Origin of the sequence: uncultured Alloprevotella sp., assembly GCF_963536905.1 — a bacterium.
Classification (GTDB): domain Bacteria; phylum Bacteroidota; class Bacteroidia; order Bacteroidales; family Bacteroidaceae; genus Alloprevotella.
Map to the genome: position 1 here is coordinate 1 of NZ_CAUTBW010000048.1, position 17056 is coordinate 17056.

A 17056-nucleotide genomic window follows, 5' to 3' on the forward strand; every position below is an offset into this window, starting at 1 on the left:
CATCTCAAAAAGCCCATTGCTGAAAAGAAGCCTTTTTTTCTCTATATGTCACACTATGCCATCCACATACCCTACCAACCTGACATCCGATTCACCAGCAACTACCAAGATCGTGATGGACAGGGTGTTTATGACGAACAGTTAAAGGCGCGGCTCAACAAAAGTGAGATAAATCATGCTGCACTGGTGGAAGGAATGGATAAGAGTTTGGGCGACTTGATGGATTTTCTTGAACAACATCCTAAGACCGCACAAAACACCATCATTATCTTCATGTCGGACAATGGTGGACAGGGTGTGGCCGTCAGACAAGGGAGAGAAGACTATGATCAGAATTGGCCCGCGCGAGCCGGTAAGGGGTCGGCTTATCTAGGCGGAATAAAGGAGCCAATGATTGTTTATTGGCCCAAAGTTACAAAAGCTGGAACGTCTAACGATAACCGCGTTATGATAGAAGATTTCTTTCCCTCGCTTCTGGAGATGGCCGGCGTGAGAAACTACAGAACATTGCAAAATGTGGATGGAGTTAGTTTTGTTGACCTTCTAAAACAACCGAACAAACGGCGCGAACGCACTTTCATTTGGCATTTCCCAAACATCTGGACAACGGGTGTCTCACGCGAAGAGGGTTACGGAGCTTACTCGGCTATCATGAAAGGTGACTATCATCTTGTTTATTTTTGGGAAACACGTGAAAAGCGATTGTTTAATATCAAGGAAGATATTGGAGAACGGAATGATGTTTCTGCTGCCCTACCCGATTTAACACAACAACTTGCGCAGGAACTATCCGATTCTCTGCGCGCCTACAAGGCACAACGCCCAACGTGGAAACGAAACAAACAACAAGTGCCATGGCCTGACGAACCATAAAAAATAAATGCAAAATCGGGGCGAAGTGGATCACTTCGCCCCGATTTTTCTATTTTTATTTAACACACTAAACTAATTGTGGGATGAGCTGGTCACGATCTCCAGGCAGCAGATCTATGACTGGTACTTCAGGCATAGTATAGCAGCCAGGTTGCTGACGCATTGTTGCACGAGCTGAACAAACAAGGATTTGAGCGGTAAGTGCGGGATTATTGATGTGCATCTTAAATTCGAACAGCTGATTCTGAGTTGTTCCGCTAACGCCTTTTCGCGTAAGATCTACACCATGTCCCATATCAATCACATCGTCCACGCAAGGAACCTGCTGAACGTGAGTCTCATCATGTACGAAATAAGGATCGTTCTTGATAGCTGCTTCCACTTCTTTGAAGTCAGCGCCTTCTTCCAATTCGATATAAACCATGCGGCGATGAATGCTGGTACCGAGAGGAATCGTCATGGAAAGAGCTGCTTTCACACCTTTGATTGCTTTCACAGCCACTGTGTGCCCCATACTCATACCTGGACCGAAGTTTGTATATGTCACACCCTTTGGCGCAATGGCCTGTAACATTGTGCGAACAATAGAATCGGTACCTGGATCCCAACCAGCAGAGATGATACTTACTGCATTATGTGCCAATGCAGCAGCGGAAAGTTTTGAACGAAGTGCTAACACTTCTGTGTGAATATCGAAACTATCAACGGTATTGATTCCCAAAGCCAGAATAGGCTTAGCCGTTTCTTCAACCTTGCGTGAGGGAGTTGCAAGAATAGCCACATCTACCTGGCCGAGTTCTTGTATATCTTTCACTACCTTGTAAGAGGCAAGTTCTTGTGGTTGTTTTTCTTCGGGATGACGACGAACAATACCTACAAGTTCGAAATCGGGTGCAGCTTCAAGAGCCTGCAATGTATAGTGGCCAATATTACCATAGCCAACTATTGCTGCCTTAATTTTTTCCATTGTTATATACGATAATTAAATTTCATCTGCGAAATTAGTTATTCCAGTAATCTACCACAATGCTTTTAATATTATTTATACCACTTTAATGTATAGATAAAACAAATAGCCCCCGTGCAGTGAATGCTTTTCCCTAAATATTTCAATGCATAATATAAAAAGAGCTGGAAGAAATCTTCCAGCTCTCATATAAAAATCTAATGTAAGTCTAATTCTTACTTCTCATCGATAGTGCTGATAGCAACGCGGTTCCATTCTGGTTCAGAGAACATCTTACCGATACCCTGACCTTCAGCAGTCAGACGCTTAGCAGCGATCTTATACTTGTTAACGAGCATTGTCTTAACAGCATTAGCACGAGCCTCTGCAAGGCGCATGTTCAGATCAAGAGGACCTTCGGGAGAAGCGTAACCCTTGATAGTAGCAGTAGCTGCAGAATGATTCTTGAGGTAGATAGCAACGCGCTCTACGTTAGGCATCTGAGAAGCGTCGATAACGCTCTTACCTTGACGGAAAGTAACAGCAGATTCCATCAGACGGTTAGTTTCTTCCTTCACCTTAACAACTGGCTTCTGGTTGCGGCAGTCGTTGAGCTGGTTCTGGAGGTCAGCGATCTGACGATTAGCTGCGTCGAGCTGAGAATCCTTATCAGCGAGCTGACCACGGAGGTCGTTGATACGTGCGTTCAGACCATCGATTTCAGCTTGGTCGCGCGGAGTAACAACAGTGAAGTGGTGAGCGCCGTTAGAACTCTTGAAGTGGTAAGTAACACCAGCCATAAGCTCGATGTTGCTGTGGTGCAAATTGAAGCGAGCGCCATTATAAGGATCGTTACCACGATAAGAGAAGTAGTCAAGATCCCAAACGATAGCGGGCTTAACAGCGATAGTCCAAGCCTTACTTTCACCGAGGTTAAACAACAGGTTCAAACCAGCCTTTGCAATGAAGTCATTACGGCCAGTTCCGTCTGCTTTCACGAACTTATTAACAGTAGAGTTGTTGATGTAGTTAGCGTTCTTATTGAAATAGTAGCGCCAGCCACCACCGAATACACCTTCAAGTTCGAAAGTACGCGGAGTACCCGTGTAACCACCGAAGAAGTTCATGAAGTTCAATTTACCCAAAACTACCAAGTCGTTGTAGTCAACAACAGTCTTAGAGTCTGTCCAGTTGAAAGCTGCGTGATCCTGAACTGCGATACCGAAAGCAGGAACGATCTGCTTCGTTAATTCAGCACCTGCAATACCACGCATGCCACCGAAGAATGCACCTTGCTTCCAAGCCTTGTGGGAGCCTTCCATCTGATGAAGAGCAGTAGTAGCAGTAGTAACACCACCTTCTACACCAAAAGACCAATTGTCGAAGAACTTGTTGCCTTCGTAGCCCTGTGCGTTTGCACCAAGTACCATTGCACTTGCTGCAATCAATGTAAATAATTTACGCATAGTTAAATAAAAAAATTAATGATTTAGTATTTCTACTTATTAGTTATCTTAAGTTTTATATATATTTCTATCGAGTTCTTTAAGTGTCTAATTAGACGCTGCAAAATTCAATATAATTTTTGATATGTGCAAACCTTTCAACAAAAAACTACATATTTTTATTGAGTCTTCATCAAAAATCAGTATTTTTACTTGGCTTTTTGAGTTTTATAGCCTACTTTTGTCGTATACAAGTAGCAAAAACAGACAAATCTTTAATAATAAACACTTTGACTAAAATGGAAGATCAAAACAATCCTCAAGATGGTCAGCTTCAGATTGAACTGACTCCAGAAGTTGCAATGGGCAACTATGCAAACCTTGCAATTCTGTCACACTCTCATGCAGAGTTCATTGCCGACTTTGTTCGTGTTCTCCCTGGCATGCCTAAGGCTCCAGTAGTGGCTCGTATAATGTTGGCTCCTGAAAATGCTAAGCGTTTGCTGGCAGCTTTGCAAGATAATGTGCAGAAATATGAAGCTCAGTTTGGTCCTATAGAACTTCCCGAGTTGGCACAGGCTGGTAGCAAAACGGCAAATCCTTTCGGTGTTCCCCAAGGTAACGCTTAAAAATAGCTGTCCATAAAATAAAGCGGACAACCTAATTAGGTTGTCCGCTTTTTATTTACTTGAAAACTCTACGCAGGATGGACAAAAGGTTTGAGGCGTAAAAGAGAACGTTACAGAAGGACTTAGATAATAACGATAAGCATAGCAAAGAATATCTTTATTGTGTTTGAGAAAACAATAAGGCTATCAGCTGACGCGCTTATTGTATCAGCTGACCCAATAAGGATATTGAACTGTCTGCAAGAGATGGTACATTTTTAGGGGGACTCCCTCTGAAAAGGGATTTGGCCTAAAAAAAGTCGATAAAATAAGGAGTGCCACCCTCGTTTTGAGGGCGGCACTCCTTATAAGATATTTAACGAAGAAGTGAGTTTACGCTTCGGCTTCTTCTTTTTGCATACGTCGATAATCATCCATATCGCCAACAATGAGGTGACTGAACTCACGCATACCTGTACCTGCTGGGATGAGGTGACCACAGATAACGTTTTCTTTCATACCTTCGAGCTGGTCGGTCTTACCACTGATGGCAGCTTCGTTGAGCACCTTGGTTGTTTCCTGGAAGGAGGCAGCCGACATGAAGCTCTTAGTTTGCAATGCTGCGCGTGTGATACCTTGAAGCACCTGAGTGGACGTTGCTGCAACAGCATCACGAGTCTTAACGAGCTTGAGGTCGCGGCGTTTCAACTGAGAATTCTCATCGCGGAGCTTACGAGCTGTTACAATCATACCCTTCTTCATTGTTTCACTGTCGCCAGCATCAACAACAACCTTCTTACCCCAGATGCGATCATTCTCATCTGCAAAGTCGAGCTTGTCGACCATCTGAAGTTCGAGGAAACGAGTATCACCCGGATCATTGATCTGTACCTTACGCATCATCTGACGAACGATAACTTCAAAGTGCTTATCATTGATCTTCACACCCTGAAGACGGTAAACGTCTTGTACTTGATTCACGATATATTCCTGTACAGCCGTCGGACCCATAATTGAGAGAATGTCTGACGGAGTGATAGAACCATCGGAGAGGGCTTCACCTGCACGAACATAGTCGTTTTCCTGCACCAGAATCTGTTTTGACAGAGGAACGAGATACTTCTTGATTTCGCCGAGCTTAGAGGTTACAATGACTTCGCGATTACCACGCTTCAGTGCTCCCATCGTTACCTCACCATCAATTTCACTAACCACTGCTGGGTTGCTCGGATTGCGAGCTTCGAAGAGCTCTGTCACACGAGGAAGACCACCGGTAATATCACCTGCCTTACCAACAACACGTGGAATCTTCACAAGAATTGCACCGGCCTTGAGATCTTCTCCGTCTTCAACAACAATGTGACCATTGATGGGGAAGTTGTAGCTATGGAGGATTTCACCCTTCTCGTTAAGAATATCAACAGTAGGAATCTTATTCTTTTCCTTGGACTCTATCACGATGCGTTCGCGCAAACCTGTAGCGTCGTCTTCTTCTACACGATAGGTTATACCTTCAATAATATCATTGAAGCGAATCTTACCTGAGAATTCTGTTACAATTACAGCATTGAAGGGGTCCCACTTGGCAATCACTGTGCCCTTTTCAACGTGATCTTTATCCTTAACAAAGAGTTGAGAACCATAAGGTACATTTTGAGCTGAAAGAACGATACCTGTATGCTCGTCCACAAAGCGGACTTCAGCCAAACGTCCCACAACAACCTTTCCGGCACTTCCGTCTTCGTTGGTAATTTCTACCGTACGAAGTTCATCAAATTCTACTCGGCAATCTTGCTTAGAAACAATGGTTGCTTTAGCAGCATCGTTAGAAGCAATACCACCAGCGTGGAACGTACGAAGAGTCAGCTGTGTACCCGGTTCACCGATAGACTGTGCTGCAATGACACCTACAGGTTCTCCCATCTGCACTAAGCGATGAGTAGCCAAGTTGCGACCATAGCACTTCTGACAAACGCCGTGCTTGCTCTCACAAGTGAGAACCGAACGAATCTCAACACTCTCGATTGGACTTGCTTCGATTTCATCTGCAATGGCTTCGGTGATTTCTTCACCTGCAGCAACGATGAGCTTACCTGTTGTTGGGTGAATAATATCGTGAACACTTACACGTCCAAGAATACGCTCACCCAAAGAAGAGATAATTTCATCACCATCTTTAAGGGCTGTACATACGAGGCCACGGAGTGTGCCACAGTCTGTTTCATTGATAATCACATCATGGCTAACATCCACCAAACGGCGTGTCAGATAACCAGCATCGGCAGTTTTCAAAGCGGTATCGGCCAAACCCTTACGAGCACCGTGAGTAGAGATAAAGTACTCCAACACGCTCATACCTTCCTTGAAGTTAGAAAGAATTGGGTTCTCAATAATTTGCGCTCCTTCTGCACCAGCTTTTTGGGGCTTAGCCATCAAACCACGCATACCTGCCAACTGGGCAATCTGATCAGCAGAACCACGGGCACCAGAATCCAACATCATGAACACAGCATTGAAACCTTGGTCGGCTTCTGTCATCTGTTTCATCAATGTCTTCTTCAAGTCGGTATTAACGTGTGTCCACGTATCAATTACCTGATTGTAACGCTCCTTGTCGGTAATGAAACCCATATTATAGTTGGAGGTAATCTGATCGATCTCGTCGTTACCACGCTGCACAATCTCTTTCTTCTCAACAGGAATGATGATATCATCAAGGTTGAATGAAAGACCACCTTCGTACGACTTACGATAACCCAGATTCTTGATACCATCCAGGAATTCGCAAGCACGAGCCATGTTTACAGTCTTAATTACGCGTGCGATGATATCACGTAGAGACTTCTTAGAAATGATACCATTGAAGAAACCAACCTCTTGAGGTATGATCTCGTTGACAATGACGCGACCTACAGAAGTTTCAACCATGTGGCGGAGAGGGAAGCCTTTCTCGTCAACATCGTCAACGATAACCTTCACTGGAGCGTGAACGTCTACCTTGCCTTCATTGTAAGCAATGATAGCCTCTTCTGCACCATAGAAAGTAAGGCCTTCGCCCTTGGCTCCTTTACGCAGTTTTGTGATATAATACAAGCCGAGAATCATGTCCTGTGAAGGTACTGTAATAGGAGCACCATTGGCAGGATTCAAGATATTGTGGCTCTGAAGCATCAATACTTCTGCCTCCATAATAGCTTCGTTGCTCAGGGGAAGGTGAACTGCCATCTGGTCGCCGTCGAAGTCGGCATTAAAAGCCGTACATGCTAACGGGTGGAGTTGAATAGCTTTACCCTCGATAAGTTTAGGTTGGAAAGCCTGAATACCCAGACGGTGAAGAGTCGGTGCACGGTTGAGGAGCACTGGATGACCTTTCATCACGTATTCGAGGATGTCCCAAATCACAGGATCGCGACGGTCTACAATCTTCTTTGCGCTCTTCACCGTTTTAACAATACCGCGCTCGATGAGCTTACGAATGATAAACGGCTTATAGAGTTCTGCTGCCATCAATTTTGGCAGACCGCATTCGCCCATTTTCAACTCAGGACCAACAACGATTACAGAACGCGCAGAGTAGTCTACACGCTTACCGAGAAGGTTTTGACGGAAACGACCTTGTTTTCCTTTGAGAGCATCTGAGAGAGATTTCAACGGACGGTTGCTATCGCTCTTAACGGCACTACTCTTACGAGAGTTGTCGAAAAGACTATCAACAGCTTCCTGCAGCATACGCTTCTCATTACGAAGGATTACTTCGGGAGCTTTGATTTCGATGAGCCGCTTCAAACGATTGTTACGAATCAAGACACGACGATAGAGGTCGTTCAAGTCAGACGTTGCAAAACGACCGCCATCAAGAGGCACGAGTGGGCGAAGATCAGGCGGTGTGACAGGCAAAATCTTCATAATCATCCATTCGGGACGATTCGTATCTTTACTTGCACGGAAAGATTCAACAACCTGAAGTCGCTTCAAGGCCTCATTTTTACGTTGCTGTGAAGAGTCGCTATTCGCACGGTCGCGAAGTTCGTAACTCATCTGGTCAAGATCAAGACGGCTCAAGAGGTCATAAACAGCCTCTGCACCCATCTTAGCAATAAACTTATTGGGGTCAGTATCTTCCAAATACTGATTTTCTTTCGGGAGTTTGCGAAGGAGTTCGAGATATTCCGTTTCCTCAAGCAACTGCATATACTCAACATCGTCTGCCAAAACTCCTGGCTGAATAACGATATAGCGTTCGTAGTAGATGACAGAGTCGAGTTTCTTAGTAGGCAACCCAAGAAGGTAGCCCATCTTGTTGGGGAGTGAACGGAAATACCAAATATGAGCCACGGGCACTACAAGTGCAATGTGACCGGCACGCTCACGACGCACCTTCTTCTCTGTTACCTCAACACCGCAACGGTCACAAACAATACCTTTATAGCGAATACGCTTGTACTTACCGCAATGGCATTCATAGTCCTTTGTTGGACCGAAAATGCGCTCACAGAAGAGGCCATCTCGCTCTGGTTTATAAGTGCGATAGTTGATGGTTTCAGGCTTCAGAACCTCACCATATGAGTTTGCAAGAATCTCTTCTGGAGAAGCCAAACCAATGGTAATCTTCGTGAAGTTACTCTTTATCTTATTGTCTCTTTTAAAAGCCATGATATTCTATATATATAATTGTGTAAAGAGTTTCCGGGATTAGTCGAGCTTGATGCTGAGACCCAAACCGCGAAGCTCGTGGAGCAGGACATTGAGAGATTCAGGGATACCTGGAGTAGGCATCTGTTCGCCCTTAACGATAGCTTCATAAGCTTTGGCACGGCCTGTTACATCATCAGACTTAATAGTGAGCACTTCTTGCAGCACATGAGAAGCACCAAAAGCCTCAAGTGCCCAAACCTCCATCTCACCAAAACGCTGACCACCAAATTGTGCTTTACCACCAAGGGGCTGCTGAGTAATGAGAGAGTACGGACCAATAGAACGTGCGTGCATCTTATCTTCAACCATGTGACCGAGTTTCAACATATAGGTCATACCTACAGTTGCCTTCTGGTCGAAGGCCTCACCTGTTGCTCCATCATAGAGCTGCATAGAACAATAGCGTGGTAAGCCTGCCTTATCGGTCCATTCGCAAAGGTCATCGAGATGTGCACCATCAAAGATAGGCGTAGCAAACTTCACACCGAGGCGATAACCTGCTGCACCTAGCACAGCTTCGAAAATCTGTCCGAGGTTCATACGAGAAGGCACACCCAGCGGGTTCAAGACAATATCAACTGGACGGCCATCGGGCAAGAAGGGCATATCTTCCTGACGTACAATCTTGGAAACAATACCCTTGTTACCGTGTCGACCTGCCATCTTATCACCCACTCCAATCTTACGCTTCTTAGCAATATAGACCTTTGCCATCTGAATGATTCCTGAAGGAAGTTCATCACCTATAGTGATAGAGAACTTCTTTCGTTTGAGCTCTGCATCCATCTGGTTATACTTATGGAGATAGTTCAGGACAAGACGACTTATAAGATTGTTAATACGCTCATCAGTAGTCCAGTTGTTAAGCTGCAGTGAAGTAAAGTCAAGGGTTTCTAAAACAGACTTAGTCAATTTAGCCCCCTTAGCAATTACTTCTGTACCAATTGTATCCTTCACGCCAAGAATCTTTTGGTCTTCCACCAAAGCAAGAAGCTTGGTTATCATAAGATTCTTCAGCTCTTCTGTTTCCTTTTGGAACTTATCGTCAAGTTTCTGCAACGTAATCTTATCTGCTGCTTTAGATGCACGCGTTTTGATAGCCTTACTAAAGAGTTTGCGATCAATAACAACACCTGTCAAAGAAGGATTTGCTTTCAAAGAAGCGTCCTTAACATCGCCGGCTTTATCACCAAAGATAGCACGAAGCAATTTTTCTTCCGGCGTAGGATCGCTCTCACCCTTCGGTGTAATCTTACCAATCATTATGTCACCAGGCACAACGCGAGCACCGACACGGATGATACCGTTCTCATCAAGGTCTTTCGTTGCATCTTCGCTGACATTTGGAATATCATTGGTCAATTCTTCCATTCCTCGCTTCGTCTCGCGAACTTCGAGGGAGAATTCGTCTACATGAACAGAAGTAAGAATATCTTCACGAACCATGCGCTCATTGAGCACAATAGCATCCTCGTAGTTGTACCCCTTCCAAGGCATGTATGCAACGAGGAGATTACGGCCAAGAGCCAACTCACCATCTTCTGTAGCATAACCTTCTGTGAGAATATCGCCTTTTGCCACACGCTGACCAACAACGCAGGTCGGGCGAAGGTCAAAGACCATGTTTTGGTTCGTACGACGGAACTTAGGAATACGATATTCCTTCACCGCAGAATCAAAGCTAACAAAATCATCGTCTTCTGAGCGATCGTACTTGATACGAATAACTGTTGCATCAACAAACTCAACCACACCATCGCCTTCTGCAGATATCATAGTGCGGGAATCAACACACACTTGACGCTCAATACCTGTACCTACAATAGGAGCTTCGGAATGAATCAAAGGAACTGCCTGACGCATCATGTTTGAACCCATCAATGCACGGTGAGCATCATCGTGTTCAAGGAAGGGAATCAATGAAGCTGCTATAGAGGCAATCTGCTGTGGTGCAACGTCCATCAAGTCAACTTGTGCAGGCGGAACAACAGGATAATCTGCATCCTGACGACACTTTACTTTTGAGCGAATGAAAGTACCATCTGGATTCAACGGTGCATTACCCTGACCGATAATCTTATCTTCCTCTTCCTCTGCACTGAGATAAACTACATTGTCGTTATTCAAATCGACAATTGAATCTCTCACTTGACGATAGGGAGTCTCTATAAAGCCGAGGTCATCGATCTTTGCATAAACACAAAGAGAAGAAATCAAACCAATGTTTGGACCTTCAGGAGACTCAATCGGGCAAAGGCGACCATAGTGAGTATAGTGTACGTCTCGAACTTCGAAACCAGCACGCTCACGGGAAAGACCGCCAGGACCAAGAGCAGAAAGACGGCGCTTGTGAGTAACCTCTGCAAGCGGATTTGTTTGGTCCATAAATTGAGAAAGAGCATTTGTTCCGAAGAAGGAATTGATAACGGAAGAAATCGTCTTAGCGTTAATCAAATCCATCGGAGTAAACACCTCATTATCGCGAACATTCATACGTTCGCGGATGGTGCGGCTCATACGAGCCAGACCTATATTAAATTGATTTGCCAACTGTTCACCAACCGTGCGGACACGACGGTTACTTAAGTGGTCTATATCATCGACAGTAGCCTTAGAGTTTATCAACTCAACAAGGTACTTGATAATTTCAATAATGTCTTCACGAGTCAAGACGCGAGTATCATTATCGGTCGTCAAACCAAGTTTCTTATTCATACGATAGCGACCAACCTCTCCAAGGTCGTAACGCTTATCAGAAAAGAAAAGATTGTTGATAACTTCACGTGCACTTGCATCATCTGCTGGATCTGCATTACGCAACTGGCGATAAATGTAAGTAACAGCTTCTGACTCTGAATTACAGGGATCTTTCTGAAGAGTGTTGAAGATAATACTGTAATCCGTTGAAGAAGAATCCGCGTGGTGTACTTCAATAGTTTGAGCACCTGAATCTATGATCTTTTCGATATCATCTGCTTCAATAATACTTTCACGCTCGAGTATTATTTCGCTACGATCAATAGAAACAACCTCACCTGTATCTTCATCAACAAAGTCCTCCACCCACGTTTTCATAACGCGTGCAGCCAACTTGCGACCAACAGCCTTCTTCAAATTGGTCTTATTAACCTTGATTTCATCAGAAAGATTGAAAATCTTAAGAATGTCTTTATCACTTTCAAAACCGATAGCACGGAGAAGAGTCGTTACGGGTAACTTTTTCTTACGATCGATGTAAGCATACATAACGCTGTTAATATCCGTAGCAAACTCTATCCAAGAACCTTTGAAAGGAATGATACGCGCACTATACAGTTGAGTTCCGTTGGCGTGTACACTTGAACCAAAGAACACACCTGGTGAACGGTGCAACTGAGAAACAACTACACGCTCTGCACCGTTGATAACAAAGGTACCATTTTCCGTCATATAAGGAATGGGGCCCAAGAAAACATCTTGAACGACCGTATCAAAATCCTCATGATCTGGATCCGTGCAGTACAACTTAAGTTTCGCCTTCAGAGGCACACTATACGTAAGGCCTCTTTCGAGACATTCCTCTATCGTGTAACGTGGAGCATCGATATAATAGTCGAGGAATTCAAGCACAAAGTTGTTGCGAGTATCTGCAATAGGGAAATTCTCAGCAAAAACTTTGTACAGACCATCGTTTTTACGCTTTTCTGCCGGAGTGTCGAGTTGGAGGAAATCCCGATAGGATTTCAGCTGCACGTCGAGGAAATCCGGATAAGGCATCGGATTTTGTACTGACGCGAAGTTTACGCGACCATCAATAATTTTAGACATTCTATTGAATTTGTTGATTGGACTTCACCTTGACAAAAAGGTCAAAGTAGTTTATAGACACAAAAAGGTTAAGAACCCTCTACCAGAGGATCCTTAACCGAATGTTTATGAGAAATTGACTTAGGCGATTTCTACAACTGCACCTTCAGCTTCAAGTGCCTTCTTCAGTGCTTCTGCTTCTTCCTTAGCAACACCTTCTTTCAGCTTGCTAGGAACACCGTCTACGAGGTCTTTAGCTTCCTTCAGACCGAGGCCACACTGCTCTTTAACAGCCTTAACAACCTTCAGTTTAGCAGCACCTGCATCTTTCAGGACAACGTCGAAAGCAGTTTTTTCTTCTGCTGCTGCAGCACCACCTGCTGCGGGACCAGCAGCAACTGCAACAGCTGCAGCTGCGGGTTCGATGCCATACTCTTCCTTGAGGACCTGTGCCAACTCGTTAACTTCTTTTACTGTCAAATTTACCAATTCTTCAGCAATAGCTTTGATATCTGCCATTTTCTTTTAATGTATTTATTTGTTTTTAAAATCTATGTTATATAGCGGGTCTCAATCGCTTACTCGGAGCGCTCGCCCAAAGTTTTAAGCACACCGTGAATAGTCTGTGAACCAGACTGGAGAGCTGAGATAACATTCTTCGCTGGAGACTGCAGCAAAGCCACAACTTCTGCGATAACCTCGTTCTTGCTCTTGATTGCAACGAGTGCGTCGAGATTTTCAGCACCTACGTAGATTTCTTCCTCTGCGTAAGCAGCCTTCAGAGCGGGAATACCTGTTGCCTTACCTTCTTCCTTGATGAGCTTTGCAGGGACATTTGCTGTGTTACAGAAGAACACTGCTGTTGTTCCTTTCAAGCTATCATAAAGAGGAGTAAAGTCAGTTCCAGATTGTTCAAGTGCTTTGTGAAGAAGGTTATTCTTAACAACAACCATCTTAATTTCAGACTTGAAGCACTTTCTTCTCAATGCACTGGTAGTTTCGGCATTTAAGCCTGTAACATCTACCAGATAAAAGTGAGCGTATTCTTTGAGTTTCTCACCGAGCTTCTCGATGATAATAGCTTTATCTTCCTTTCTCATGATTCTTATTCCTATTAAGCTTCGTCAACAGATTTGGGATCTACTTTAATACCCTGACTCATCGTTGAGGAAAGATAAATACTCTTTATATACGTACCTTTTGCAGCAGAAGGCTTCAATTTGATAATAGTATCGATGAATTCCTTTGCATTACCGAAGATTTGTTCGGGAGAGAAAGAAACTTTACCAATAGAGGCGTGTACGATACCTGCCTTATCAACTTTAAAGTCAATCTTACCTTGTTTTACCTCACGGACAGCTTTCTCAACGTCCATGGTAACAGTACCACTCTTAGGGTTAGGCATCAAGCCACGCGGACCGAGCACACGACCCAACGCACCAATCTTACCCATGATGGCAGGCATAGTGATGATAACATCAATATCAGTCCAACCACCTTTAATTTTCTCGATATATTCGTCGAGACCTACATAGTCAGCACCGGCAGCCTTAGCAGCTTCCTCCTTATCAGGAGTACAGAGGCAGAGCACGCGGACAGTCTTACCCGTACCATTTGGAAGAGAAACCACGCCACGAACCATTTGGTTTGCCTTGCGAGGATCCACACCAAGACGTACGTCGATATCCAATGAAGCATCAAACTTCGTTGTAGTAATTTCCTTAACGAGTTGTGCGGCTTCTTTCAGCGTGTAAGCTTTCCCTGCTTCAACTTTACCAGCGACGGCTTTCTGATTTTTTGTCAGTTTACTCATTCTTGTTTTAAAATTGAAGTTTATTTATTCTCGGGGAATTCACCTGAAACCGTGATACCCATGCTACGAGCCGTACCGGCGATCAAACGCATTGCGGCCTCTATAGTAAAGCAGTTCAAATCTGCCATCTTGTCTTCAGCGATTGCCTTCACTTGTTCCCAAGTAACGCTTCCCACTTTTTGACGATTGGGCTGTGCAGAACCACTTTTCTTCTTTGCTGCTTCAAGCAATTGCACTGCTGCAGGAGGAGTCTTAATAATGAAGGAGAAAGTCTTATCTGCGTAATACGTGATTACTACAGGGAGAACCTTTCCAGCCTTATCCTGCGTTCTGGCATTGAACTGCTTGCAGAAATCCATAATATTAATACCCTTAGAACCCAGAGCAGGACCTACGGGAGGAGCAGGATTTGCAGCGCCGCCTTTAATCTGTAATTTGATTAATCCAGCAACTTCTTTAGCCATTGTTATTTTTATTATTTAATTTTATAAGGAATCGAAGATTACGTAACATTAACCCAATTCCTTCTCAACTTGCATAAAACCAAGGTCGAGACCTGTACTGCGGCCGAAAACCTTCACGGTAACCGTCACTTTCTTCTTCTCTTCGTCTACCTTTTCGATAGCGCCAGTGAAGCCTGCAAACGGCCCCTCCGTAACCTTTACCACTTCGCCGACAACATAAGGAATCTCCATGTCTTTGACATCGTCCTCAATTTCGTCAACTTTTCCAAGGATTCGGTTCACCTCTGCCTCACGTAAAGGTTCCGGATTTTTCATATCCGGAAGAAAACCTAATACATTTGGAGTATTACGCAAAGTATGCGCAATCTCACCTACCAGCCTAGCTTCCACCAAAACATAGCCAGGAAGATAGCTTCTCTCTTTTACAACTCGTTTATTCCCACGCATCTGTACGACTTTCTCAGTGGGAATAAGAACCTGGGCTACATTTCCATTCAGACTACCGTTTTTAATCTCGGCGTCAATGTACTCTTTCACCTTAGCCTCTTTGCCACTGATTGCGCGAAGGACATACCAAGCCATTGAAACTGATGCTTCAGCCATTTTACTTGAAGGAATTAAAATTTAGACAGAATAGATGAGCTCCATAAGAGTACGGAAAACCCAATCCATGCCAGCCACTAAGAGCGCAAGTACAAGGGAAGCAACCAGTACAATAATTGCACTATGCGTCAATTCCTGGCGGGTTGGCCACGTGGTCTTATGAGCTAGTTCGTCGTAAGAATTCTTGCAATATGTAACTATGTTATTTAACATGAGTTCTTCTGATTAGCACGGGAAGAGAGGCTCGAACTCCCGACACCTGGTTTTGGAGACCAGTGCTCTACCAACTGAGCTATTCCCGTAGGAAACAGGTTCCTTCCGTGGAAGAAAACCTGTAATTATAAAATATACTATCGGATTAATCGTCAAGTACTTCAGTAATCTGACCAGAACCAACCGTACGGCCACCTTCACGGATAGCGAAACGAAGACCTTCGTTGATTGCAACAGCGTAGATAAGTTCTACAGAGATCTCTACGTTATCACCTGGCATTACCATCTCGATACCTTCAGGGAGATGAATCTCACCTGTACAGTCCATGGTACGGAGATAGAACTGAGGACGATACTTGTTACCGAATGAAGTATGGCGACCACCTTCTTTCTCAGTAAGAACGTAGATAGAAGCCTTGAACTTCTTGTGAGGTTTGATAACACCCGGGTGAGTAACTACCATACCACGCTTGATTTCTTCCTTGTCGATACCACGGAGCAACAAACCTACGTTGTCACCAGCTTCACCTGTAGGAAGAGTCTTACGGAACATCTCAACACCAGTTACAACAGACTTCTTGTCTTCGCCAAGACCGAGCAACTGAACTTCGTCACCAACCTTAACGATACCTGTCTCAATACGACCAGTAGCAACAGTACCACGACCAGTGATAGAGAACACGTCCTCAACAGGCATCAAGAATGGCTTATCAGTATCACGAACAGGATCCAAAATCCATTCATCAACTGCATCCATCAACTTCTTAACGCTGTCTACCCACTTCTCAACGCCGTTCAAAGCACCAAGGGCAGAACCACGAATGATAGGAGTATCCTCTTCGTAGCCATATTCCTGAAGAAGCTCTTGCATATCCATTTCTACGAGTTCGAGCATCTCCTCATCCTCAACCATATCGCACTTGTTCAGGAACACAACCAAACGAGGAACGTTCACCTGACGAGCGAGCAGGATGTGCTCACGAGTCTGAGGCATAGGACCATCAGTTGCAGCAACTACGATGATTGCACCGTCCATCTGAGCAGCACCAGTTACCATGTTCTTCACATAGTCGGCGTGACCCGGACAGTCAACGTGAGCATAGTGACGCTTTGCAGTCTCGTACTCAATATGAGCGGTATTGATAGTAATACCACGCTCTTTCTCTTCAGGAGCGTTGTCAATCTGATCGAAAGACTTAACGTCTTCACTACCGTAACCTTCGTCATGAAGAACCTTAGAAATAGCAGCAGTCAGAGTGGTCTTACCGTGATCGACGTGACCAATAGTACCGATGTTAACATGCGGCTTGGTACGCTCAAATACTTCTTTAGCCATAGCTTTATTTAATTTATATGAATGAATATCTTATTTAGAACCCTCTTTTCAGAGGAGATAGAGCTGTTAACGAGACTTGAACTCGTGACCTCTTCCTTACCAAGGAAGTGCTCTACCACTGAGCTATAACAGCAAACACGAGCGGAAAACGGGGCTCAAACCCGCGACCCCCAGCTTGGAAGGCTAGTGCTCTATCAACTGAGCTATTTCCGCAAAAATGAGCGGAAAACGGGGCTCAAACCCGCGACCCCCAGCTTGGAAGGCTAGTGCTCTA

Annotated in this window: 13 protein-coding genes and 3 tRNA genes; 2 read left to right on the forward strand and 14 right to left on the reverse strand. The window is 44.4% G+C overall.

Annotated features, from left to right (window positions below):
• Positions 1-873, forward strand: an 873-nt coding sequence (locus ABLA33_RS08230; RefSeq protein WP_347719937.1) for a sulfatase-like hydrolase/transferase, incomplete at its 5' end; no start/stop codon positions are given.
• A gap of 67 nt (positions 874-940) precedes the next feature.
• On the opposite strand, the gene ABLA33_RS08235 is transcribed toward ABLA33_RS08230, so the two are convergent.
• Positions 941-1840 carry a diaminopimelate dehydrogenase gene (locus ABLA33_RS08235; protein WP_347719938.1) on the reverse strand — a complete coding sequence of 300 codons (900 nt, stop codon included), beginning with the start codon at positions 1838-1840 and terminating at the stop codon, positions 941-943.
• A gap of 215 nt (positions 1841-2055) precedes the next feature.
• Positions 2056-3285: an OmpA family protein gene (locus ABLA33_RS08240; RefSeq protein WP_311490844.1), complete on the reverse strand. Its 1230-nt coding sequence runs from the start codon at positions 3283-3285 to the stop codon at positions 2056-2058.
• Positions 3286-3563: 278 nt separating this feature from the next.
• On the opposite strand from ABLA33_RS08240, the gene ABLA33_RS08245 reads away from it, so the two are divergent.
• Positions 3564-3893: a DUF3467 domain-containing protein gene (locus ABLA33_RS08245; protein ID WP_311490845.1), complete on the forward strand. Its 330-nt coding sequence runs from the start codon at positions 3564-3566 to the stop codon at positions 3891-3893.
• Positions 3894-4265: 372 nt separating this feature from the next.
• On the opposite strand, the gene rpoC is transcribed toward ABLA33_RS08245, so the two are convergent.
• From rpoC to ABLA33_RS08305, 12 genes are all read right to left on the reverse strand, one after another.
• Positions 4266-8525: a DNA-directed RNA polymerase subunit beta' gene (rpoC, locus tag ABLA33_RS08250; protein ID WP_347719939.1), complete on the reverse strand. Its 4260-nt coding sequence runs from the start codon at positions 8523-8525 to the stop codon at positions 4266-4268.
• Between the two features lie 39 nt (positions 8526-8564).
• Positions 8565-12374: a DNA-directed RNA polymerase subunit beta gene (gene rpoB, locus ABLA33_RS08255; RefSeq protein WP_347719940.1), complete on the reverse strand. Its 3810-nt coding sequence runs from the start codon at positions 12372-12374 to the stop codon at positions 8565-8567.
• 120 nt (positions 12375-12494) lie between these two features.
• Positions 12495-12872, reverse strand: a complete 378-nt coding sequence (gene rplL, locus ABLA33_RS08260; RefSeq protein WP_311490853.1) for a 50S ribosomal protein L7/L12 — start codon at positions 12870-12872, stop codon at positions 12495-12497.
• Positions 12873-12931: 59 nt separating this feature from the next.
• On the reverse strand, positions 12932-13453 hold the full coding sequence (gene rplJ, locus ABLA33_RS08265; RefSeq protein ID WP_347719941.1) for a 50S ribosomal protein L10: 522 nt from the start codon (positions 13451-13453) through the stop codon (positions 12932-12934).
• A gap of 14 nt (positions 13454-13467) precedes the next feature.
• A complete protein-coding gene (gene rplA / locus ABLA33_RS08270; RefSeq protein ID WP_311490855.1) occupies positions 13468-14166 on the reverse strand; it encodes a 50S ribosomal protein L1 in 699 nt (232 codons plus the stop codon).
• Between the two features lie 20 nt (positions 14167-14186).
• Positions 14187-14630 carry a 50S ribosomal protein L11 gene (gene rplK / locus ABLA33_RS08275; protein WP_009348388.1) on the reverse strand — a complete coding sequence of 148 codons (444 nt, stop codon included), beginning with the start codon at positions 14628-14630 and terminating at the stop codon, positions 14187-14189.
• Between the two features lie 48 nt (positions 14631-14678).
• Positions 14679-15233, reverse strand: a complete 555-nt coding sequence (gene nusG, locus ABLA33_RS08280; protein ID WP_009348386.1) for a transcription termination/antitermination protein NusG — start codon at positions 15231-15233, stop codon at positions 14679-14681.
• Positions 15234-15254: 21 nt separating this feature from the next.
• The gene (gene secE / locus ABLA33_RS08285) at positions 15255-15446 is read right to left on the reverse strand and encodes a preprotein translocase subunit SecE (RefSeq protein WP_311490856.1); all 192 of its coding nucleotides are present in this window, start codon (positions 15444-15446) and stop codon (positions 15255-15257) included.
• Positions 15447-15462: 16 nt separating this feature from the next.
• Positions 15463-15535, reverse strand: a tRNA-Trp gene (locus ABLA33_RS08290).
• A gap of 56 nt (positions 15536-15591) precedes the next feature.
• Entirely contained in the window at positions 15592-16782 is a 1191-nt protein-coding gene (tuf, locus tag ABLA33_RS08295; protein ID WP_347719942.1) for an elongation factor Tu, read from the reverse strand.
• 61 nt (positions 16783-16843) lie between these two features.
• A tRNA-Thr gene (locus tag ABLA33_RS08300) sits at positions 16844-16915 on the reverse strand.
• Between the two features lie 7 nt (positions 16916-16922).
• Positions 16923-16995: transfer RNA gene (locus tag ABLA33_RS08305), tRNA-Gly, on the reverse strand.
• Positions 16996-17056: the final 61 nt, after the last annotated feature.